The organism is Streptomyces sp. P1-3 (assembly GCF_050613155.1).
Classification (GTDB): domain Bacteria; phylum Actinomycetota; class Actinomycetes; order Streptomycetales; family Streptomycetaceae; genus Streptomyces.
In genome coordinates this window covers 7,683,666-7,703,596 of record NZ_CP192512.1, presented here as the reverse complement: position 1 = coordinate 7,703,596, position 19,931 = coordinate 7,683,666, and the positions used below count along the sequence as shown (strand labels likewise).

Below are 19,931 nucleotides of genomic sequence, written 5' to 3'. Positions count from 1 at the left end.
CGCTCGGTCGTCCCACTCGGCATGAGGAGGGGCGATCCAGCCGCCCGCCCTCGGGTTCAGCCCAACGCCCCGGCGAGCCCGGCCCGCACCGCGGCGGATTTGAAGGGCTGCCCGGTGAGGAGATGCTGCAGCAGCAGTCCATCCATGAATGCCACCACGGCCCGCGCGGTCCGCTCGTCGCCGATCCGCCGGCCGAGCAGCCGCACCATCTCGTCCAGGCATTCCGCGGCGATCGGCCGCACCGCCTCGCGCCGCAGCGCCGCCAGATACAGCTCGTACTCCAACTCCACCCGCGAGCGGTCCCCGGCCAGCGTCTCCTCGGCCAGCTCGGCCACCTGATCCGCGAGCGGCACCGCCGGATCGATGCCGTCCACCCAGTGCGCGAAGTCGGCCATCCACTCCCCGTTGACCTGCCGCAGCGCGGCGACCAGCAGATCATCGAGGCTGGCGAAGTGATACGTCGTCGACCCCAGCGGCACATCCGCGGCAGCGGCCACCGCGCGATGGCTGAGTCCCGCGATCCCCCGCTCCCCGACCACCGCGATCGCCGCATCGATGATCCGCTGCCGCCGGTCGGGGTCGTAGCGCCGCGCCATCAGTGCGCCCCGTCCAGATTCAGCACCACAACCCCGGCGATCACCAGCGACACCCCCAGGAGCTTCGCCGCGCTGGCGCTCTCCCCCAGGAACACCATCCCGATCGCCGCGATCACGGCCGTCCCGGCCCCGGACCAGATGGCGTAGGCGGTCCCCACGCTCATCGACTTCAGCGTCTGCGCCAGCAGCGCAAAGGCCAGCAGATACCCGGCCGTGGTCACCAGCGACGGCCACAGCCTGCTGAAGCCCTCGCTGTATTTCATCGCGGTGGTGGCCAGGATTTCGGAGAGTATCGCGCCTGCCAGCGTCACATAAACCACGCGTACGAGGGTACACAGCGTTGCGTACGGACGTACATAACGCTGACCGACGACCGGCCGCCAGGTCCTGCGGTTCGGCCTCAAGCCCGCCATTTCTGGCGCAGCACACTGGACGGCTCAGCGTCTCGGTGCGCACGTACCCCCGTCACGTCGCGATCTGACGATGCTCGTTGACGCGATGCGACGAGCCGCGCCCAGGCGGCGTTGCCGGCGCGTGGGCGCGGCTGGAGCTGAGGGTTCACTCACGAGGTGCGGGCGCGCCCCGGTAGGTCCCGAAGGACCACTTGTTGCCCTCGGGGTCGGCGATGCCGAACTCCCGGCTGCCGTACGGCTGGTCGGCGATCTCACGCAGGACCTTGACGCCCGCGTGTCGCAGCCGCTCGTACAGCGCGTCGACGTGGTCGGTGACGACGTACGCGCCGAAGGTGCCGGGCCGCAGGCACCAGCCCTCGGTGTCCGGGTCGTAGGAGCCGAGCATCACGGCTCCGCCTTCGGGCCAGTCGAGCTCGGCGTGCGCGATCCGGTCGCCGTCCTGGTACACGGCCGTGCGCTCGAAGCCGACCGTGTCGACGAGGAAGTCGATCAGGGCGGGTGCGTCGTGGGCCTGGAGGGTGGGCCAGACGCTCGGGGCCCGCTGCCCGGTGCTCTGTGCCGCTGCGCTGGTGTGCTCTGTGGTGTTCATGCGTCCCAGTCTTCGCCGCCGCCGTGGGCCCCGGCTTGGATATTCCGGCACTCTTCGGCGAGCCAGGCGCTGGGGCTCGCGCCCGTGTACTGGTGGAAGTCCCGCACCAGGTGGGAGTGGTCGTAGTACCCGCACTCGGCGGCGATCCGGGCCAGGTCGGGCGGGACGCCCGCGGCGACGGCGCGGACGGCTGCGGCCTTGGCGTGCTGGAAGCGCATCAGGCGGGCGGCCTGCTTGGGGGTCAGGCCGGTCTCGACGCGGAAGAGCGTACTCAGGCGGCGCTCGCTGAGCGCGACATGCGCGGCGAGGCCCTTGAGGGTGCCCGCGCCCCGGTGCCGGGCCAGCCAGGTCCACGCCTCGGCGACCTCCGGACGTACGCCGCTTGCGCCCTCGGACCGCGCGACCCGCCCCTTGATGAACGCGGCCAGGCGGCCGAACCGATCACCCCAGTCCGTCAACTCGCAGATGCGCTCGTGGACTTCGACCCCGGCCCGGCCGAGCACATCCGTCCCGGAGCAGACCACCTGCCCGGTCAGCTCGGCGGCCGGGAGGCCGAACAGGGTGCGGGCCGCGAGCGGGTGCACCGCGAGCTGGATGCCCGCCTCGTGCTCGGGCTGCACCACATACGCCGGGCGCTGGTGAAGGCTGCCCAGGACGATCTCCGTGCGCCAGGCGTCGCCACCCCTCGCCTGCTCGGGGGTGAGCCCGCTGGCGATGGGCCCGTCGAGCGAGAAGATCAACGTGAGATACGGGGACGGCAGCCCTCGGTGGAGGGCGGGGGTCTGACCTCTGGTGCGATAGCCCACGGCGGACACCACCGGGCCGCCCGGGGCGAGCGTGGCCCGCACGAATTCGCGGGACGGGGTAGGCATACGGCCAGTATGCGCGGCCCGGCAATGCGGCGTTCCTCGCCGCCCTGTTCTCTGCCGCTCCGGTGGCGGGCCTCCCGCCCTCCCCCAAGCACGCGGCTTCGCTCGAGCAGCGGGATCCTCATCCCGTCCACCCCGCCGCGCAGCGTCGGGTAGCCGGTTGCCGGTTGCCCGTTGCCCGCGCGGCGTCGAGTGACGTTACCCCTGTTCAGCCACCCCACACCCCCCGTTCACGGTGATGTTGATCATGGGAAATCAACGCCCGGCCTCATATCATTGCCCGCCGCTCCGGACGGGGCGGCGCACAGCTCCTAGAGGAACGGAAATCATGGCAGTACGGGCAAAAGGCAAGCTTGCGATCTTCGGCACCGCGGGGGCGGTGGCCGCCGCGATCTTCATGGGCAGCGCCCTGTGGCCGGGCGACGGCGAGGCCGAGACCGCCGGGTCGTCGTCGCAGATCGCCTCGGCGGAGCTGAAGCACTGGCCCAAGCCCGTGGCCAAGCAGCTCAGCAAGGTCATCGCGGACCACGACCACAAGGGCGCGTACGCGGTCTTCGACGCGGACAACACCACGTACCGCAATGACCTGGAAGAGTCCCTGCTCCCCTTCCTGGAGATGAAGGGCGTCCTGACCCGCAAGACCATGGCCCCGTCCCTGAAGACCATCCCCTTCAAGGACACGGCGACCCACAAGGAGAGCCTCTACAGCTACTACAACCGCCTGTGCGAGGTGGACGACCAGGTCTGCTACCCCTGGGCGGCGCAGATCTTCTCGGGCTTCACCCTGAAGCAGCTCAAGGGGTACGTGGACGAACTCCTGGCGTACGGCAAACCGATCCCCGCCGAGTACTACGAGGACGGGAAGCTGACCAAGACCGAGGTCGAGGCCCCCCGCCTCTCCCCGGGCATGCAGGAGCTCTACAAGGCGCTGCGCAAGCACGGCATCGAGGTGTACGTGGTGAGCGCGGCCTCCGAAGACCTGGTGCGCATGGTCCTGGGCGACCCCAAGTACGGGTACGGCGTGAAGCCGGAGAACGTCCTCGGCGTGTCCATGCTCCTCAAGGACCGCAAGACGGGCGAGGTCACCAGCTCCCGCAAGGAGATCGCGTCCGGCCGCTTCGACCCCGAGAAGCTCGCCGACCGTGAGCTGACCCCGACCCTGTGGGCGCCGCTGACCTGGTACGAGGGCAAGCCGGCGGCGATCAACACCTACATCGACGCGTGGAAGAAGCCCATCCTCGTGGCGGGCGACACCCCGAAGAGCGACGGCCCGATGCTCTTCCACTCCGCGGACGTGCAGAACGGCGGCGTCCGGGTCTGGGTGAACCGCAAGGAGAGCTACATGAAGGAGATCGACGAGATGAAGCGCTCCAACGCCAAGCGCCAGAAGGAACTGGGGCAGAAGGTCACGGCGGACAAGCACTGGCTGACGGTGACGCCGGAGCAGGTCGGCTGAGACGTCGCCTCGGGGTGTGAACCTCCTTGCGTATCAGGGAAGTTCACACCCTCGGTGCGGCGCGGGCGTCGCGTTCACCGCACCCGCTGCCACACCCGCTGCCATCACCGGTAGTCGGCCAGGCCCTCCGCCAGTTCTTCGTCGTCACCATCGTGGTACGCGGAGAGGGCCTGCTGCAGGGCAAAAGTGCCGCGGATCGCGGCAATGCGGGTGGCGAGTCCTTTCTTCGACCAGCCACCCAGGGCGAGAACCCGCCCCAAGAGGTCCTGGCCGTAGCCGGCGCCGACCGCCGCGAGGTCCTCGGCCGGATCGCCGAGCGTGACCTCGTCCCAGTCGACGACGCCACTGAGCCGCGGCAGTCCGTCGGTTTGCTCCCACAGGACGTTCTCGGCACCAAGGTCACCGTGGACCACCGCTTCGGTGAGACAAGGAAGGCCGTCGACCGCCGCGAGTTGCCGCTCGGCCCGCCTGCGCCCGCTGTCGGACATGAGCACGAACAGCTCTGCGCGCACGTCTGCCGCGAACTGCCACCACCGGCCTTCCGGTGCCGGCGGCAGAACCGCTCGCACCTTCTGGTCAGCGCCGGCCCGGGCCAGTCCGGCCAGCAGCGTGGCGTACTGCGCCGCCACGGCGTCGGCCACGCGGGGATCGTCGAGTACGTCGGCCTCCAATGGTGCCCCGGGAATGCGGCTGAGCACGAGGAACGGCACCTCGTCTCTCCCGTGGGCTCCGGCCTCGGACAACGGCTCAGGTGTGCGGACGCCGAGGTCGACCCCGGCAAGTGCACGCAGCGCGGCTGCCCGCTCGGACAGCCGGGCGGCCGCCGCTTCGGTGCGCGGCAGGCACACGACACGCTCGGAGCCGATGACCACGTTCTGGAACTGCCCTTGGCGGACGGCCAGAGCGTCCGGATGGTCGTCAGGCAGCAGCCGGGTCAGCAGAGCTCGATGCGTTTCAAGGATTCTCACGGGATGGCCTCTTTCACCTTTCGCCGGCGTGGGTTGCGATGCGCCTGAGGATGCTGTCGGGCCGCGTGGCTGACCAGGACGCACGCCCCAGCGCAGACCTTTCTCGCCGCGGATGCGGGCGCGTTCACGGCGTTGCGCGGCCAGGGCATCGGGATGACGGGCGCTGGCGTTGCGCCAGCGCAGGTAGGCGTGCGGGGACCGGGGCTGGACTGGGTGGCAGGAATGGCTCGGGTGGGCGGATCCGCCCGTTCAAGTGGGCGGAGAGGTCCACGTGTTCGTATCCAGGCCGAGGCGTCGGCGGTGGTCTCGCAGGTCGGCGTTGCTGCTGGTCGAGACGGTTCCGCAAGACGGGGCACACCGGCTGCTCAGGCGGGGACGGGCTCCAGGTCGGCATCGTCAAAGGGCGGATAGCTCTCGTTGCCCATTCGCTCGGCCGCATCGATGTAGTCGGCAAGAGCGTCGCGGGATTGAGCGATCCTGACCATCTGTTCGTCCAGTCGCCGCAGCCGCGACCGCATCGCGGCCAGCAACTCGGGACACCCGGGCAGCTCCGGGGCCTCTCCAGCCGCGCAGGGCAGCAGGTACGCGATGTCCTCGGAGGACAAACCGGCGCCCAGCAGGTGCCGGATCTGCTTCACCCGCAGCACGGCGTTCTCGTCGTACTCGCGGTAGCCGTTCGCGCCGCGGTCTGCCTCCAGCAGGCCCTGGGCCTCGTAGTAGCGCAACTGATGGGCTTTGATGCCCGTCCGACGACTCAGTTCCCCGATCCGCATCGAAACCTCGCTTGACCTTCACACCGGTATCAACGTTGACGATGCTGCCATGAACAACGAAACCGATACACCCGTGACAGTCATCGGACTCGGACTGATGGGCCAGGCACTCGCCGGCGCGTTCCTCAAAGCCGGACATCCCACAACCGTGTGGAACCGTACGGCCTCCAAGGCCGACCAGTTGGTGGCCGAGGGCGCACGGCTGGCGCCAACGGTTGGCGACGCGCTCAAGGCAGGTTCTCTGACAATCATCTGCGTCACCGACTACCAGGCCATGCACGAGCTGCTCGGCGCGAGCGATGTCGAGCTGGGCGGCACGATGTTGATCAATCTGACCTCGGGCGACTCGGCTCAGGCCCGGGAAGCCGCCCAATGGGCCGAACAGCGCGGCGCGCGATACTTGGACGGCGCCATTATGGCCATACCGTCGGGGATCGGGACCGCCGAGGCGGTGATCCTGCACAGCGGGCCGCAGTCGGACTTCGAGGCACACAAGTCAACGCTCGACGCGCTCGGTACCGTCACCTACCTCGGCGCGGACCATGGGCTGGCGTCCCTGTACGACGTGGCCGGCCTGGCCATGATGTGGAGCATCCTGAACGCCTGGCTCCAGGGCACTGCCCTGCTCAGGACGGCCGGTGTTGACGCCGCAACGTATGCGCCATTTGCGCAGCAGATCGCTGCCGGTGTGGCCGCATGGCTGCCGGGGTATGCCGAGCAGATCGACAGCGGCTCCTTCCCGGCCGAGGTGTCGGCCCTGGAGACCGACGCGCGGGCAATGGCGCACTTGATCGAGGAGAGCGAGGCGTTGGGTGTCAACGCCGAACTGCCGAAGCTGATCAAGGCGATGGCCGACCGCTCGATCGCCGCCGGACACGGTGGAGAGCAGTATCCGGTGCTGATCGAAGAGTTCAGCAAACCCCGCAACGACTGACCGACCTCGACACCGGGCTCCAGTCTCGGGCTTTCGCGCGGCGGGCTGCCCGGATCGTGACCACGAACACGGAAAGTGCCTCTGACCAGCAAGAATGAGGATTGTCGAGGTCCTTGTTCCTGCCACCGCCGGAGGCACTTCCCACCTTCCCACGTGAAGAGGCGTATCGGTTCTTACCCGCGTGTCCGCGTCGAGGGCAGTGCGGGGGGGACGGTGGTCTGGCAGGCGGTGTCCTGCTGGTGGAGACGGTCCGCAAGGCCGCGCTGGATCAGGCGATATCGGCGACCCTGGCGCCGTGGCGCAGGCCACGGGCGGTGCACGATCCGGGCAAGATCCTGCTGGATGCTGCCGCTGACGGCCTTCGTCGACCACGGCCGAGTCGGCAGTGGGGAGCCGGTCGCCGCTGTGCTGTGGCCCGGCAACGCGGACAGCAACACCACCGCCGACCACATCACCACGGCCCAACTGGCCCTGGCCCAAGGGCCAAAGCGGTACCGGCGCGGTCGCCAGGTGCTGATCCGGACCGACCCCGGCGGCGGCACTCACGAGTTCGTGACCTGGCTCGCGAAGCACGGAAGATGGCTGTCCCACTCGGTCGGAATGACCATCACCAAGGTCATTCATCAAACCGTCCTGAACGTCCCCGCCTCTGCCTGGACAGCGGCCGTCGAGCCCGGCGGGGAGATCCGTGACGGTGCCTGGGGGACCGATCTCGACGGCGACGCCCTCAAGGGCTGGCCGAAGGGAATACGACTGACAGTCGGCAAGGAACGTCCGCACCCCGGCGCCCGGTTACGCTTCACCGACACCGACACCGACACCGACACCGACGGAGTACGGCTGACCTGCTTCGCCACCAACACCACCGTGACGGCGGTCACCGCCCTCGAACTACGCCACCGTCAGCGGGTACGAGCCGGGGACGGTATCCGAAACGCGCGCGCCACCGGCCTGCGCGACCTGCTCCTCCACGACACCGCGCAGAACCGGATCTGGCCGGAGATCGTCCAGCTCGCCCTGGACCTGCTCGCCTGGATGCCGATACTCGCCCTCACCGGCCAAGTCCGACTCCGGGAGCCTCGCCGCCTGCGGCTCCGTCTGTTCTCCGCCGCTGCCCAGCTCGTCACCACCGCCCGCTGACGGCACCTCAGATCCACCCGGCACTGGCCCTGGACCTACGCAATCACCGCAGCGATCCAGCGACGGCGACGCCCTCCCGAACCCCGGCTGACCAGCCGCCTCACCTGCCCCGACGAACCTCACCCGCCCACCGGAGCCGTGGAACCCGGCCCCCACCCGACGCGACAGCCGGGCCGCTCGGCCTGCCCGCACTCCGCCAACAAGCCGAACACCCTCGCCAGCAGACCTGGCGAGCCGTCACGAAGGATCGAGGTTAGTACCGCATCAGCCCCGTGGTGACGATGCTGATTGCTCAGGTCGGATGTTGATGCGTCCCGTGAGCGTCTCCTCGTCCGGTGCCGCGCCCTTGCGGGCACAGCTATGCCAGGATGCGCCGTATGCCCCCCAATCTCGAGAATTCCGCCGAGCCCGTAAACCAGGCTGTGACCAACGACTACGACAGCTTCGCCGAGGCGTACGCGGCCGAGACCGAGTCCAACCTCATCAACGGTTACTACACGCGGCCCGCGATCCTGGACCTGGCCGGCGACGTGGCCGGGCGGCGGATCCTCGACGTCGGCTGCGGCGCCGGCCCCCTGCTCGCCGCGCTGCGCGAGCGCGGCGCGATCGTAACCGGCGTCGACTCCAGCACGAAAATGCTGGAGCTGGCCCGGCGGCGGCTCGGCGACAGCACGGCCCTGCACCCGGCCGATCTGAGCAGCTCGCTGCCATTCCCCGACGGCGCGTTCGACGACGTCATCGTCTGCCTGGTACTGCACTACCTGGAGGACTGGAAGGCACCTCTCGCCGAACTGCGGCGCGTGCTGGCACCCGGCGGCCGACTCATCGTGGCCGTCAACCATCCCTTCACCAGGAGGCTGGCCAGCCCCGATGCCGACTATTTCGCGCCCCACATGTGGTCCGAGGAATACACCTTCAGTGGCCAGAACGCCGTACTGACTTATTGGCACCGGCCGCTGCACTCGATGACCGGCGCCTTCACTGCGGCTGGCTTCCGGATAGCTGTCATTAGCGAACCGCCCCCAGCACCAGGCGCCCGGGAGCTGTTCCCCGACGTCCTTGCGAACTATCCCTCGGGCGCCTTCCTGTGCTTCCTGTTCTTCGTCCTGGAGGCTGCCTAGTGATTGCGACGAACCGGTCGTCCGGCAGCTACAGCCGGGCGCCGAGGGCACCAACACCGGCGGCCCCAGCCTGGACACCGGCCGCCGAACCGGACGGTGAGATCTTGCGGAGGGCCGGCCCGGACGCACGGGAGTGCCGTGCGCGCTCCGCCCTCCTGTGTGCCCGATGCCGACCCGCAGGGCCACGGTTCTTCGTGCTCGACATCACCACGATACCACTGCGATCGGCCTGCGTCCCATGAATCAGTTGTCGGCCAGATCGCAAGCATTCTTGGCGTGACTCTCCCTGATGCCGATTTCCGTAAGGAAAGCCTCACACAAGATGCGCGCGTTCCAGGCGCCGCTAGCGCCCCAAGAGCACCCCTTCTGCGCATTCTCTCCGACAACGTAACCGCGGTCCTTCAGGTACCGCGCGCAGTCGAAGCTCGAGGCGTGAGCCGGAGCAGCCGCAGCAATTGATCCCGCAATCAGTGCGGTAGCGGCAAGACATGAAGCCGAAGCTCCAGCAAGTGCATTCTTCAACTTAATCACATCAATAACCTTTCGTGTCACACAATCTTGCGGGGCAAGCCGCCGGGCTTGGCGTGCACGAGAAGGACTCGATGCCCGCAGCTGCCGTGTTCAATCCTGGTCGAGAAAATGTCGATTCGGAAGGGTGTATTGATGCAGATGAAGTACACGATTGATACCCTTTCCTGTGTTGCTGTGGCCAGCTGGCCATTCCAGCGAGCGGACATCACGACATCTACGGCGTGTATCGAAAGTGGATCTTGAGTGCTGAATGATCGTGGTTCATGGCGCGGGGAGATCTCACGGATGCACAGTGGGCGGTGTTGGAGCCGTTGTTGCCCAAGGAGCGAAGGTGGGACGGCCGCCCATCTGGCCCCGGCGGCAGCTGATCGACGGCATACGGTTCCGGGTTCGGACAGGAGTTCCTTGGCGGGATGTGCCCGTCGAGTACGGTCCGTGGGGCCGGATCTACGATCTGTTCCGCCGATGGCAACGAGGCGGCACCTGGCACTGGGTCCCCACCCGACTTCAGTCCCAGGCTGACGCGAAGGGCGGGATCACGTGGGACCTGAGCGTCCATTCCACAGCGCGTCGCGCCCATCAGCATGCGGCAGGGGCCAGGAAGCAGGGGGACCTACAGAAGGAACCACCTGGCGGAGTGCTGGCCGAGCCCTGTGATCACGGGCTGGGACGCTCACGTGGCGGGTTCACCACCAAGCTGCACGTGGCTGTCGAGCAGGGCCCATGTCGATCGTGGTGACGGCCGGGCAGCGCGGCGACTCGCCGCAATTCGAGCCCGTGCTGGAGAATGGCCGCGTACCTGGCATCGGATCGGGCCGGCCACGCGTCCACCCCGATCGAGTACGCGCCGATCGGGCGTACTCCTCGCGCAAGAACCGCGCCTACCTGCGCCTCCGTGGAATCCGCTGCACCATCCCATACAAGGCTGACCAGGCCCGCAACCGCAGGAGACTCGGCTCCCGTGGCGGCCGACCGCCGCGTTTCAGGCGACTGTGCTGGTCGCAGCCGTGAACGAGTGGCTGTGACCAGAACCGTCGCAACGGCCCTCAGATGACGTCGAATTCGTTGCCCTCGGGGTCCTGCATGGCGGCGGCGTAGAGCCCCACGTCCGGCTCATCCTTGATTCGCAGCACGGTGGCACCAGCTTTGACCAGCCGTTCCACCATAGCCTTGACCCGCTGTGTGCGGACATCCAGTGGGACGTCACGGCCCCCACCGACCTTCAGGTCGAAGTGCCACCGGTTCTTGGCGACCTTCGGCTCCGGAACCTGCTGGAACCACACCCTCGGTCCACGTCCCGCGGGATCGATGATCGACTCCGGAATATCCCCGGCACCGGCCGGCAACTCTGCCTCGGGCACCCCCACCGCCGCCCAGTAAGCACGCCATGTGGCGTGCCCGCCCGGCGGAGGCTCAGGCACGTAGCCCAGGGCCTCGGCCCAGAAAGTCACCATTCTCTGCGGATCGGAGCAGTCGATCGTCAGCTGCACTGTCATCTCCATGCTCGGAGCATCCCAGGCAGGTCTGACAGACGATCCACGTTCGCAACAGGCCTAGTGCCGCATCAGGCCACGTTCGCCCTCTTCACGACCTCGCGGCTGGCGTGGTCGGTGCCGTCAAGGGTGAAGTAGCGCAGGGCGGTGAACTGGGCCTCGATGCGGTTGAGTCAGGAGGAGTTGGTCGGGGTGTAGGCGATCTCGACGTTGTTGGCCTCGGCCCAGTCCGCTACCCGGCGACACCGCTTGGTGGTCAGGTGGGGGGAATGGAAGCCCCTATGTTTCGTCAAGCCACAGAAGGAAGTTGCCTGGTGGCTCAGGGCTGGATGTGCCGGTAGGACTCGCGGGCGATGTACCGCTTCAGGCACCGGATGATCTCGCGCTTGGACATGCCCTCGGCGGTGCGTCGCTGCAGGTACTTCTGGGTGCGTTCGTCCCAGCGTATGCGGGTCATCACGATGCGGTAGAGGGCGGCATTGACTTGGCGGTTGCCTCCGCTGTTCAGGCGCCGACGTTGGGTCTTGCCGGAGGACTGCTCGACCGGACTGACGTCGCACAGAGCGGCGAAAGACGCCTCGTCAGTGATCCGATCCGGGTTCTCACCTGCGGTGATGAGGAAGACCGCGGCGCTGTCGGGCCCGACGCCGACCAGGTCCAGCATCGACGCCGGCGTGACGTCGGCCGGCGCGATGCCCTGATGGGTCAGCAGGGTGCACATGTCGAGCACCGCCTCCCAGTGGTGCTTGAGCCGCAACTCCTGTGCGGCGATGTGCTCCTCGAAGCTGATCAGCAGCGGGTCGTTCTGCGCGGAGATGAACAGGGACGTGAGGTTGTTCAGCTGGTTCTGCCGGGAGAGGCGAGCATCTCCGCTGTCGCTGCGGATTCGAGGCCGTCCGCAGCCCCCCCTGCCAGCACCGCGACTTCAGCCTCAGTCGCCTTCTCCCACGCCACCCGCAGCAGCCACAGCGTCCGGAACCACCGCAGCAGGCCGTACCTGTAGCTGCGTACGTACGGGCAGCGGACTGCAGTCGTTCAGCGCCAGGTTCCGCAGGTAGGCGGTAGCCGCCTCGATCTCGTCGTCGTACGCGTTCACGACGACGGATCAGATCGCCGCGCACCGTATGTGAAGATGACCATCGAGAGGGTAGGAGGGCGGCGCCGACGGCAGGACCCTGTCGAACGCGTAGCCGCTCTTCTGCGCGACACGGCAGGATGCCAGGTTGCCCACCTGATGGAGCAGTTCGAGGCGTTCCAGGCCATTGGCCCGGAAGGTATCGAACGACCAGGCACTGAGAATCTCCAGGGCGCGAGGAGCCACGCCCCGCCCACGAGCTCGGGCTGCCGTCCAGTAGCCGACCTCTGCAGAGGGCTTGCCGGATGCGACTTCCTTGAGCACGACGTTGCCGACCAACTGCGGTGGTGCCCCGTCAGTTGCCCTTTCAAGGACGGCGAAGCCGAACCGGTCGCCCGCTGCCCAGCCCCGCCCCTGTGCGCGCACCCATCGCAGTCCGTCAGCCTCACTCTCCACCGGAGAGTTCGTCCAACGACGCAGATCGTGATCCTGGTACACCTCGACCAGCGAGGCGGCGTCTTCCACGCATCAGGGGCGAAGGACGAGAGCGGGAGCGGTCGGCGTCGCGGGGGCCGTGAAGGTGACTGGGGCGTTCATTGGCCGATCGTATGCGGCAGAGCTTGCACTTGAGGTCGATGGTGGCTGGTCCACGCTGCTTGGCGGCTGCCCCCTCATCGCTGGATCCGGGCACGCAGAGCGCGGACGTGGGGTTGTCGGGCAGCTCCGGAGCCATCGAGCGCATGATCCCCGCGAAGTCCGCATCGACTCCTGTGCCGCCGAAGGTGGCATCGAGGAAGTCGTCGACCAGCCGCCTCTTTCAGGGGTGGCACCGCGTTTCGCCACGGCGGTCAGAACCGCACGCTGAAGTCGCAGGATCCGGATCTGTACGTCCAGAGCCTCGGCACGTGCCGCGTCAACCTCAGGTAGTGCCATCTCCCGGTCCATGACCTTCCGGATTGCTGTGAGAGCCAGTCCCAGGTCATGCAGGGTCCGCACGAGGTCCAGGCGGGCGACGGCGTCGTCGCCGTAGAGGCGGTGGCCGACCGGGCTGCGGTCAGCAGGCGAGACGATCCCGCAATCGGAACAGAACCGAATGGTCTTGACCGTGGCACCGGTCCGCCGGGCCAGCTCACCGATCGGGTACAGCGTGTCGCCGTTCATGCGCCTACCTTCGAGTCTCCCCCTACTGGAGATGCAAGCTCACGTCAGCAGCAGCCGGAGCTACTCACAAACTTCCTCGGCTGCTACCAGTTCAACATCGCCGCCAGCGGGCCCGGCCCCGCGGACTGCGCCCGCTGCGTAACCCGGACCCACCTGAAGATTCCGACGATGAGGGATGGGAGGCGGTATGCGTCGCCCTCCATGACTACGGACGCCACATGAGTGCCGACTTTGGCGTCTTCAGCCAGGACGCTGTGGTCTGACCGCGGTGAGTGCTGGTACCGCCGTCGGCTCGGGCGATTCGGCTATGCCAGAGCGGCCTTGCGAACTCAGCGAGGCCAAAAGGCGAGGGCCAGTGACTGGTGACCTGTTTGAATGCCCGCGTGACCCCTGACATCCTTTTTCTTCGCGTCTTCTGCGACCCGAACGGCGACCACGGCAATGTCCTGGGCGTGGTGCGCGATGGCCGCGCCTTCCCCGACGAGAAGTCCAGACAGGCTCTTGCCCGGCAACTGGGGCTCAGCGAGACCGTGTTCATCGACGATGTACATCGCGGCGTCGTGGACATCTATACGCCAGGGGTGCGGCTCCCGTTCGCCGGATACCCCCTCGTCGGCGTGGCCTGGCTCCTCGGCCTGGAGAGGCTGGAACTCCCGGTGGGGAGCATCCCTGTCCGCCAGGCCGAGGGCTTCACGTGGATCAGAGCACGAGCGGAATGGGTTCCGCCGCGCACACTGCGGCAATACGGCAGCACACAGGAGGTCGACGCGCTGGCGGTGCCGGAACCGGGCGAGTGGGTGTACGCCTGGGCCTGGCACGACGAGGCCGCCGGCCGAGTCCGGGCCCGGGGATTCCCGGGCCGTGACGATGGCATCGACGAGGATGAAGCCACCGGCGCGGCAGCTCTTCTGCTCGCTGACCGGTTGGGGCGGGCTGTCGCGGTCACCCAGGGCAGCGGGTCGGAGATCATGGCAGCCCCCGGCCCTGACGGGACGACTGATATCGGCGGACGGGTCTGCGCCATGGAGAATCCCGCGTGCTGAGCCGCAGCGCCATGGCCGCGGCGCTTGGCCGCGCCCGGTTATCAACGTCACCGACGTGAATCAAAACCGTCTGCTCGAAGCGTTGCGACGGGAATCCGAGGACCTCACTGATGCCGTGTCAGGGCTGTCTGAGACCGGTCGACCTGGCTGATGCACTCGGACGCGAGCCCTGGCTGACCTCGTCGGCTGGTGACGCCGTGTTGGAGTTGCTTCTGGGTGCAGAGCAGACTGCGGCTGCCGGCCGTCGAGGCGGCCCGTTTTCCCGCAGGCGCGTCGTCGGGCGGATCGCACGTCGCTGCTGGAACAGGACGGACTGCCGCAGGAGGGCAGTGACTGCCGGACCGGGGTAGCCGGGCAGGGGTAGCGTTCCAGTATGACGTCAGGACCGCCCCGCTTTCCGCCGTATCCGATCCGTGGTGTGCGTGTGCTGCATCAAAGGCACAACTGCGCGCCGCACTTCGCGGAGATCACCGTGGATTTCGAGCCCGCGGCCGAGGGCTTCGCCTTCGAGGTGGTCGAGGGGCTGACGGTGGAGTACGAACCCGCTGAGGATCTGCCGCGCTTCTTCGCGGCGGCCGCCGCAGGGATCGAGGAGCAATTGGGCCTGCCCGAGCACGGCGTCGTGGCCGCCACCCGGGTGGTACTGCGGCAGGCCCGGGCCGACACGTTCGGCTCCCACGAACGGGCGTTCAAAGTCGCAGGCTATCTCGCCGCCCGCGAGGCTTTGGAGATTTCGGGAGTACCGCGCCTCTGATCGGGGTTCCCAACCGCGCGTCTCCCACAACGGCTTTTCCCCATGCGTCAGCTCTCAACCGCCGCCACACTGCCTGTGTATCGTCGTCCCACTCGCGCTGCACGCACTTGCCCAGAGCCGACGCGTGCCCGGCGTCCTCGAACCCCACCCAGAGGCCTACGCCGGTGCCGCGGAGTCAGGTCCGAGGATGCTGGGGGTGCGCGGTGCCGCCGTCGGCCACCATCGCCAGGGCAATCCGGCGGCCGGTCTCCCGCCACACATCGTCGGGGAGCTTCGGCAGCACGTCGTCCCAGAGGGGAAGGCAGGTGCCGCGCATCTGCATCAGCTTCTCCACGGTCAGACGGATCACGGTGCCCTCGATGATGGGCAACGGCCCGTCGTGGTCCATCCACGCGGCCCGGCGGGTCAGCCGCGGATACAGCCGGTCCCACGCTTGCGCGATTGCCTTGCCGTAGAGGCGGGTGTCCGTCCTCGTCGCGGCCTGCTCGGGGCCCCAGGTGGCGGGGTCGCCGATGATGAACTCGCCGCCGTGCTTGGGCGGTCGGCCACCCTTTTGGACCTGGGCGGTGGTGACGGCGGCGACATCGGCGCCGGGCTCCAGGCGAACCGCATCCAGCACCGCGGTCCAGGAGGTCCGGCCAGTCTCCAACACGGCCACGATCGAGTATGGCCAGCCGGGCATCATCTAGTGCTTGGCGTCGCCGGGCCGTAGGTACGGCAGAAGGAGCGGTCCGGGCAGGCCGCGGCGTCCGGACGCAGCCACGGCGAGACGTCCACAGCCAGGACCAGGCGGCCGTCCGCCGCCCGGGGCAGCGGCAACCCCGCCAGGGCCCGGCGGAGCCGACCGACATCGATCCGCCCCTGATTGAACCCACCGCAGAGAGCTCCGTGACCGCGGCGGTGTTCCGGATCGAGCGCGAGGTCGGCCAGCGACCAGACCGGCCCGTCCGTGCACAGCATCGCGTCCGTCAACTCGAACAGCGCATCGCCCCGCGCAGTCAGGCACGCGTACAACTCCGTCCGGAAGCGTGGCCCTTCCGCGAACGCATCCCGCAGGACACGCTGATCCCCCACACTCATGGCTACGGCCTTCGCGCTGATCCCATGCCTTGCGACGAAGCACAGGATCAGCCGAAGACCGCCTACACGTCTGCTGAACTGCGGAAACTTGATCAAGTTCGAGATTTGTTCAAGACTGGACTTTAAGAAACAAGCTTAAAGGAAAACTCGGCAAGCAAGATCAATCTCGGGATGCTCCCGTAGCTCCGGGCCCCTAGCCGGAGCTGGGAGCCGGTGAGGACACCGTCATCGCGGTGAGGACCGCGCTGCACAGACTGTGGGCGACTTCCGAGGTCGCCCGCGTCCGGCGCTGCCTCGGTCAGCCGGGCGTGCGGGCACGGGTGCACGCCGACAGCCTCCGCCCCAGACCAGCCAGCCGTGGCGGAGGCTGGGCAAGCCTGCCCGCAAGGGAGGCTTGCCCAGGGGTCGGGAGGCTTGCTCGTCGGCTCATCCCATCCAGAGCATGCTGTGGTTGCTGGTCGACTTGTGCAGAGCTGGCTCGGTGGGCTGTGCCGGCCATACCTGAATCAGGTACTCCTCTACCGGATCGCCGTCGTCGCGAGGGTCGCCGTCGTCGCGGTGCCTACCGTGAACGCGGATGCGGTAGTCGCCGGGGCTGGGCAGTGTCAGGGCGGTGTCCTCGCTCTCGCCGGCTGTCGTGGTGCCGAAGTCCATTAGGGTCGACGGCCAGTGCACGGACAGTTCCGCGGCATCCTGCCAGTCGTCGGCTTCCAGAGGGGGTGGGCAGTCCCACAGTTCGGCGGTCACGTCCACCTGGCCGATCTCCTGGCCGCACAAGATTCTGGCGGCGCCGCCTGCGGAAGCAGCGTCCAGGAGGCCGTTGGCCGTCCAGTCCGGCTCGAACTCCGCGACCAGGCTTTCGTCGACCAGGTCGATCGTGGACGCGTCGATGCTGACCTGCGGGTTGCTGGAGCGCTGTATCAGTTGGGCCATGGAGTTCGGGAGTCCTTCCTCACCGTGAGCAGAAGGGACGGGGCAAGCCCATGATGCGGCTCACACCGCCTGGGTGCAGCCTGCCCTTAACACCGTCCAGCACAAGGGGATGTCATTGGCGATCTCCGGAGGTCGTGGGCCGGCCCCTCGGGGAGTGCCCCGTCCGGCCACCCGTGCTGACGGCATCGTCATCGTCGTGTGTCGTCGCACAGGGCGTGGTCGACGAGCGTGCGGGTGGCGGCGTTGAGGGAGACCGGGTCGGGGCGGCTTCCGGTACTGGTGATCGACACGGCGACGGAGCGACTGCCGTCCGGGGTGACACCGGTGCGGGTGTAGGAGCCGAACCCGTCGCCTTCGTGGTGCCAGTAGCCGCCGCCGCAGGACAGGGAGACCCACCGCAGCCCGAGTCCGTATCCGCCCTGCGGCCACTCGGCCAGGTCCTCGGCGTCGCCGGTCCGGGCCACGGTGCGCTGCATCTGGGCCAGTTGGGCGGGCGGCAGCAGCCGACCGGTGACCAGGGCGCGGAAGAAGGCGTTCAGGTCCGCGGTGGTACTCACGACGGCCGAGTCGGCGGTGTGCTGGAGGCTCTGCTCGGTCACGTCTACCCGCGCTCCCTGGGGGGTGCGCAGGTGAACGCGCGCGTGGGGGCCGGGCAGGTACGGGTTCGTGCCCGCGACGTAGGTGTGCCGAAGCCCGAGCGGGGCGATGATGCGGTGCTCGACCTGCTCCCGCCAGCCGAGCCCGCCTGCCTTCTCAATGACCATCGCGGCAAGGAGGTAGTTGGTGTTGGAGTACGCCCAGCGGGGGCGCTTGGGGTCGGGCGTGAACAGCGGCCGGTGCCGCATCGCGACCGCCACCCACTGCTGGGGCGGGGTCGCGTCGTAGCGGTGCTTGTCGAAGTCCTCGGTGAGGGCACGGGCCAGCTCCGGATCGTCCACGTAGTCGAACACGCCGCTGGTCTGCTGCAGCAGATCCCGAACCGTGATCTTCGACCCGTCGTTGCCGTTGCCCGACACGACCCCAGGCAGCCACTTCTCGACCGTGTCCTCCAGCGACAGCCTGCCATCTGCGACCAGTTGCAGCGCGACGACGGCAGTGAACGCCTTGGTCGTACTCGCCACACGGAACTGGGCGTCCCACGGCACCTGCCTACCGCTGCCGGACCGGGCGTGCAGGGCACCGTGGCCGGTGTCCACCTCGGCCAGGACACTCACGTCCCCACCCGCCGCCCGCACCGCACGTACGTCCGCCTCGAGCGCGCTGCGGCTGTAGCGGCCGCGCTCGCTCACGCCCGAACCGGCGGCGCTCACGTGAGGCACTGCCGCGACCGCCGCCGCGACCGCGGCGGCGGCCAGGGCCACAGCACCCACCCGGCCCGCCCTCGCCCACCGGCCCGCTCGCCCGTACGCGCGCATCGTCCACCCTCCTGCTCCCCAGGCCCCCTGTATGGGTCGGCCACCTCTGTCAGGGAGGTCTGTCCCCCTGTCCCCTGTCGCCTCCAATCCAATCGGTGTACGGCGTGGTGGACCATGGGCTCAACCCCCCAGTGCCTGGTGGGGATATCCCCCCAGCCGCTCCCAACGGCTGTCACGTAAATGATCTCCAGGCTGGGTGAGGCACGGCAGCCCGCCCGGGCTGTACGGTCTCCGGCGGGAGTTGGCGCCGCCCGGGTTTCTGGATCGGGCGCCGGTCCTTCACCCGATCCATCGGTCCGCGTCTCCTGCCTACCGCGAGCCTGTCTCCTTGACTTGGTACAGCTCGGGCACGGAGACCTTGATCGGCTCTTGCGTTGTCCGTGCGATCACGACGACCACGGGTTCGTTCGGGTCGGGATTCTCCTCGCGATGCGGAACGAACGGAGGGACAAGCAGGAAGTCGCCAGGACCGGCGGATATCCGTACCTCCTGTGTCCCGTCGTGGAAGACGAACACGGGGTGACCGCTGACCACGTAGATCCCCGCCTCCGACTCGCCGTGATGGTGGTTGTCCGTCGCGCTCAACGGCGGATTCTCCACCAGGCCCATCCAGAGCTTCTTCGAGCCGACGGTGCCGCCGCTGATGGCGGCATGGCCATCCAACTCGCCGGCTCGAACGAGGTGGACACGGTTGCCCAGTGGCCCGTTGCCGTCGGCGCCCAGTGTGGATCCAACGCCTTCGTGGGTGGTCATCGTGTGGCCTCCTGATTGTTGTCGACGACCTTTGGTCGAGCATCAGGCTGCGACCACCGCGCCGGGACTACAACCTTTGTTGCTGTAACGGCAACGCGTGGCGCCGGGGCAGGGCTGCCGGCCGAGTACGAGTCGGCCGACGCGGGGTGACCTTGGCTGGAGGCCCCGGCCGAGGTCACCCCGGTGGCGGTTACTGCAGCTCGCCGTCGTAGTCCGGCAGCTTGAACGTCCGCTCCGAGTGTCCGCCCATCAGGTCGGTGGACCGGTTGCCGACGTTCGCGACGATCGTGTAGCCCTCGTCCTCGATCGAGATCCGGCAGTTGGTCTTCATCTCCTCCTTGGAGGAGTCGTCGCCCGGCTGACGCATACACAGCCCGTCAACCGGGAACCCGGCGTGGTCCAGCTGCCCCAGCGTCGCCTCCCGTCCGGACTCGCGGCGATTGGTCACGAACCAGACGTCGGCCCCGTTGTCCCGCGCGAAACGTGCCAGGTCGAGCGTGGCCTCGATGGGCTCGCCCTCGTCGTAATCGGTCGCGAGCGAGGTGTTGTCGATGTCCAGCACGATCGCCGTCTTCTCACCCTCGGCGGGCAGCCGCTGGTCGAGGTAGTCGCGCGCGGGCGCCACAGCCGCCTGCACATCCGCCAGCCACTGCGCCTTACTGGGCAGCGCGGTGGCAGAACCGGCGGCGAGGAGAAGGGCGGTGACGGTCACGGAGACGGTGGTGATGCCGCGCCGTGCGGTACGCGAAGTGCGCAGATTCGTCCTCATGCTGCGATCCGTTTCTGTGTGGGGGATGGCCAGTTCGCCAATAGCCCACCGAAGGTTGCTGTCCT

18 protein-coding genes and 8 pseudogenes are annotated in these 19,931 nt (G+C 68.1%); 8 read left to right on the top strand and 18 right to left on the bottom strand.

The window, feature by feature from the left end; translation table 11 throughout:
* Positions 1-56: 56 nt before the first annotated feature.
* The 4 genes from ACQUSR_RS32925 to ACQUSR_RS32910 all read right to left on the bottom strand — a co-directional run bounded on the left by ACQUSR_RS32925 (position 57) and on the right by ACQUSR_RS32910 (position 2,470).
* Entirely contained in the window at positions 57-596 is a 540-nt protein-coding gene (locus tag ACQUSR_RS32925) for a TetR/AcrR family transcriptional regulator (RefSeq protein WP_431046938.1), read from the bottom strand.
* Complete coding sequence (locus ACQUSR_RS32920) at positions 596-916, bottom strand: DMT family transporter (RefSeq protein WP_431046936.1); 321 nt, start codon at positions 914-916, stop codon at positions 596-598. Before ACQUSR_RS32920 ends, ACQUSR_RS32925 begins: the two co-directional genes overlap by 1 nt.
* A 238-nt stretch (positions 917-1,154) precedes the next feature.
* Positions 1,155-1,598, bottom strand: a complete 444-nt coding sequence (locus ACQUSR_RS32915) for a VOC family protein (RefSeq protein ID WP_431046934.1) — start codon at positions 1,596-1,598, stop codon at positions 1,155-1,157.
* Complete coding sequence (locus tag ACQUSR_RS32910) at positions 1,595-2,470, bottom strand: helix-turn-helix domain-containing protein (RefSeq protein ID WP_431046932.1); 876 nt, start codon at positions 2,468-2,470, stop codon at positions 1,595-1,597. The genes ACQUSR_RS32915 and ACQUSR_RS32910 overlap by 4 nt, the downstream gene beginning before the upstream one ends.
* 325 nt (positions 2,471-2,795) lie before the next feature.
* Here ACQUSR_RS32910 and ACQUSR_RS32905 point away from each other — a divergent pair, with 325 nt between their 5' ends.
* Positions 2,796-3,923 (top strand): haloacid dehalogenase-like hydrolase, encoded by a 1,128-nt coding sequence (locus ACQUSR_RS32905; RefSeq protein ID WP_431046930.1) that lies wholly within the window; start codon positions 2,796-2,798, stop codon positions 3,921-3,923.
* Between the two features lie 104 nt (positions 3,924-4,027).
* Here the strand turns inward: ACQUSR_RS32905 and vph are convergent, their stop codons facing one another.
* From vph to ACQUSR_RS32890, 3 genes and pseudogenes are all read right to left on the bottom strand, one after another.
* Positions 4,028-4,891 (bottom strand): viomycin phosphotransferase, encoded by an 864-nt coding sequence (gene vph, locus ACQUSR_RS32900; protein ID WP_431046928.1) that lies wholly within the window; start codon positions 4,889-4,891, stop codon positions 4,028-4,030.
* Positions 4,892-4,969: 78 nt separating this feature from the next.
* Positions 4,970-5,110: pseudogene (locus ACQUSR_RS32895) on the bottom strand (IS630 family transposase); the annotation flags it as partial.
* A gap of 146 nt (positions 5,111-5,256) precedes the next feature.
* Positions 5,257-5,664, bottom strand: coding sequence for a MerR family transcriptional regulator (locus ACQUSR_RS32890; RefSeq protein WP_431046926.1), 408 nt, complete (start codon positions 5,662-5,664; stop codon positions 5,257-5,259).
* A 49-nt stretch (positions 5,665-5,713) separates the two neighbouring features.
* Here ACQUSR_RS32890 and ACQUSR_RS32885 point away from each other — a divergent pair, with 49 nt between their 5' ends.
* The 4 genes and pseudogenes from ACQUSR_RS32885 to ACQUSR_RS32870 form a co-directional block, all read left to right on the top strand.
* The gene (locus ACQUSR_RS32885) at positions 5,714-6,598 is read left to right on the top strand and encodes an NAD(P)-dependent oxidoreductase (protein ID WP_431046924.1); all 885 of its coding nucleotides are present in this window, start codon (positions 5,714-5,716) and stop codon (positions 6,596-6,598) included.
* 153 nt (positions 6,599-6,751) lie between these two features.
* Positions 6,752-7,822: pseudogene (locus ACQUSR_RS32880) on the top strand (transposase); the annotation flags it as partial.
* A 293-nt stretch (positions 7,823-8,115) separates the two neighbouring features.
* A complete protein-coding gene (locus tag ACQUSR_RS32875) occupies positions 8,116-8,859 on the top strand; it encodes a class I SAM-dependent methyltransferase (RefSeq protein WP_431046922.1) in 744 nt (247 codons plus the stop codon).
* 794 nt (positions 8,860-9,653) lie between these two features.
* Positions 9,654-10,374 (top strand): annotated as a pseudogene (locus tag ACQUSR_RS32870) (IS5 family transposase); the annotation flags it as partial.
* Between the two features lie 62 nt (positions 10,375-10,436).
* Here the strand turns inward: ACQUSR_RS32870 and ACQUSR_RS32865 are convergent.
* The 5 genes and pseudogenes from ACQUSR_RS32865 to ACQUSR_RS32845 form a co-directional block, all read right to left on the bottom strand.
* Positions 10,437-10,892, bottom strand: coding sequence for a VOC family protein (locus ACQUSR_RS32865; RefSeq protein ID WP_431046920.1), 456 nt, complete (start codon positions 10,890-10,892; stop codon positions 10,437-10,439).
* Between the two features lie 310 nt (positions 10,893-11,202).
* Positions 11,203-11,547: pseudogene (locus tag ACQUSR_RS32860) on the bottom strand (transposase); the annotation flags it as partial.
* Between the two features lie 267 nt (positions 11,548-11,814).
* Entirely contained in the window at positions 11,815-11,979 is a 165-nt protein-coding gene (locus tag ACQUSR_RS32855; RefSeq protein WP_431046918.1) for a hypothetical protein, read from the bottom strand.
* A gap of 9 nt (positions 11,980-11,988) precedes the next feature.
* The gene (locus ACQUSR_RS32850; RefSeq protein WP_431046916.1) at positions 11,989-12,483 is read right to left on the bottom strand and encodes a GNAT family N-acetyltransferase; all 495 of its coding nucleotides are present in this window, start codon (positions 12,481-12,483) and stop codon (positions 11,989-11,991) included.
* 181 nt (positions 12,484-12,664) lie between these two features.
* Positions 12,665-13,119: pseudogene (locus ACQUSR_RS32845) on the bottom strand (MerR family transcriptional regulator); the annotation flags it as partial.
* Positions 13,120-13,502: 383 nt separating this feature from the next.
* On the opposite strand from ACQUSR_RS32845, the gene ACQUSR_RS32840 reads away from it, so the two are divergent.
* Positions 13,503-14,162, top strand: a complete 660-nt coding sequence (locus ACQUSR_RS32840; RefSeq protein ID WP_431046914.1) for a PhzF family phenazine biosynthesis protein — start codon at positions 13,503-13,505, stop codon at positions 14,160-14,162.
* Between the two features lie 424 nt (positions 14,163-14,586).
* On the top strand, positions 14,587-14,916 hold the full coding sequence (locus tag ACQUSR_RS32835) for a hypothetical protein (RefSeq protein WP_431046912.1): 330 nt from the start codon (positions 14,587-14,589) through the stop codon (positions 14,914-14,916).
* 73 nt (positions 14,917-14,989) lie between these two features.
* On the opposite strand, the pseudogene ACQUSR_RS32830 reads toward ACQUSR_RS32835, so the two are convergent.
* Both ACQUSR_RS32830 and ACQUSR_RS32825 read right to left on the bottom strand, forming a co-directional pair.
* Positions 14,990-15,076, bottom strand: a pseudogene (locus ACQUSR_RS32830) (IclR family transcriptional regulator); the annotation flags it as partial.
* A gap of 129 nt (positions 15,077-15,205) precedes the next feature.
* Positions 15,206-15,996: pseudogene (locus tag ACQUSR_RS32825) on the bottom strand (transposase); the annotation flags it as partial.
* Between the two features lie 203 nt (positions 15,997-16,199).
* Between ACQUSR_RS32825 and ACQUSR_RS32820 the strand changes: the two are divergent.
* Positions 16,200-16,319 (top strand): annotated as a pseudogene (locus tag ACQUSR_RS32820) (DUF6207 family protein); the annotation flags it as partial.
* 103 nt (positions 16,320-16,422) lie between these two features.
* Here the strand turns inward: ACQUSR_RS32820 and ACQUSR_RS32815 are convergent.
* From ACQUSR_RS32815 to ACQUSR_RS32800, 4 genes are all read right to left on the bottom strand, one after another.
* Positions 16,423-16,929, bottom strand: coding sequence for a hypothetical protein (locus ACQUSR_RS32815; RefSeq protein ID WP_431046910.1), 507 nt, complete (start codon positions 16,927-16,929; stop codon positions 16,423-16,425).
* A gap of 188 nt (positions 16,930-17,117) precedes the next feature.
* Positions 17,118-18,299, bottom strand: a complete 1,182-nt coding sequence (locus ACQUSR_RS32810) for a serine hydrolase domain-containing protein (RefSeq protein ID WP_431046908.1) — start codon at positions 18,297-18,299, stop codon at positions 17,118-17,120.
* 354 nt (positions 18,300-18,653) lie between these two features.
* Positions 18,654-19,097 carry a cupin domain-containing protein gene (locus tag ACQUSR_RS32805; protein WP_431046906.1) on the bottom strand — a complete coding sequence of 148 codons (444 nt, stop codon included), beginning with the start codon at positions 19,095-19,097 and terminating at the stop codon, positions 18,654-18,656.
* Between the two features lie 190 nt (positions 19,098-19,287).
* Positions 19,288-19,866 (bottom strand): HAD family acid phosphatase, encoded by a 579-nt coding sequence (locus ACQUSR_RS32800; RefSeq protein WP_431046904.1) that lies wholly within the window; start codon positions 19,864-19,866, stop codon positions 19,288-19,290.
* Positions 19,867-19,931: the final 65 nt, after the last annotated feature.

Excerpts from the sequence above, each read along its gene's own strand:
- ACQUSR_RS32925 (WP_431046938.1), bottom strand. The coding sequence starts at position 596 with ATGGCGCGGCGCTACGACCCCGACCGGCGGCAGCGGATCATCGATGCG.
- ACQUSR_RS32915 (WP_431046934.1), bottom strand. The coding sequence starts at position 1,598 with ATGAACACCACAGAGCACACCAGCGCAGCGGCACAGAGCACCGGGCAG.
- ACQUSR_RS32910 (WP_431046932.1), bottom strand. The coding sequence starts at position 2,470 with ATGCCTACCCCGTCCCGCGAATTCGTGCGGGCCACGCTCGCCCCGGGC.
- ACQUSR_RS32905 (WP_431046930.1), top strand. The coding sequence starts at position 2,796 with ATGGCAGTACGGGCAAAAGGCAAGCTTGCGATCTTCGGCACCGCGGGG.
- ACQUSR_RS32890 (WP_431046926.1), bottom strand. The coding sequence starts at position 5,664 with ATGCGGATCGGGGAACTGAGTCGTCGGACGGGCATCAAAGCCCATCAG.
- ACQUSR_RS32885 (WP_431046924.1), top strand. The coding sequence starts at position 5,714 with ATGAACAACGAAACCGATACACCCGTGACAGTCATCGGACTCGGACTG.
- ACQUSR_RS32875 (WP_431046922.1), top strand. The coding sequence starts at position 8,116 with ATGCCCCCCAATCTCGAGAATTCCGCCGAGCCCGTAAACCAGGCTGTG.
- ACQUSR_RS32865 (WP_431046920.1), bottom strand. The coding sequence starts at position 10,892 with ATGGAGATGACAGTGCAGCTGACGATCGACTGCTCCGATCCGCAGAGA.
- ACQUSR_RS32815 (WP_431046910.1), bottom strand. The coding sequence starts at position 16,929 with ATGGCCCAACTGATACAGCGCTCCAGCAACCCGCAGGTCAGCATCGAC.
- ACQUSR_RS32805 (WP_431046906.1), bottom strand. The coding sequence starts at position 19,097 with ATGACCACCCACGAAGGCGTTGGATCCACACTGGGCGCCGACGGCAAC.
- ACQUSR_RS32800 (WP_431046904.1), bottom strand. The coding sequence starts at position 19,866 with ATGAGGACGAATCTGCGCACTTCGCGTACCGCACGGCGCGGCATCACC.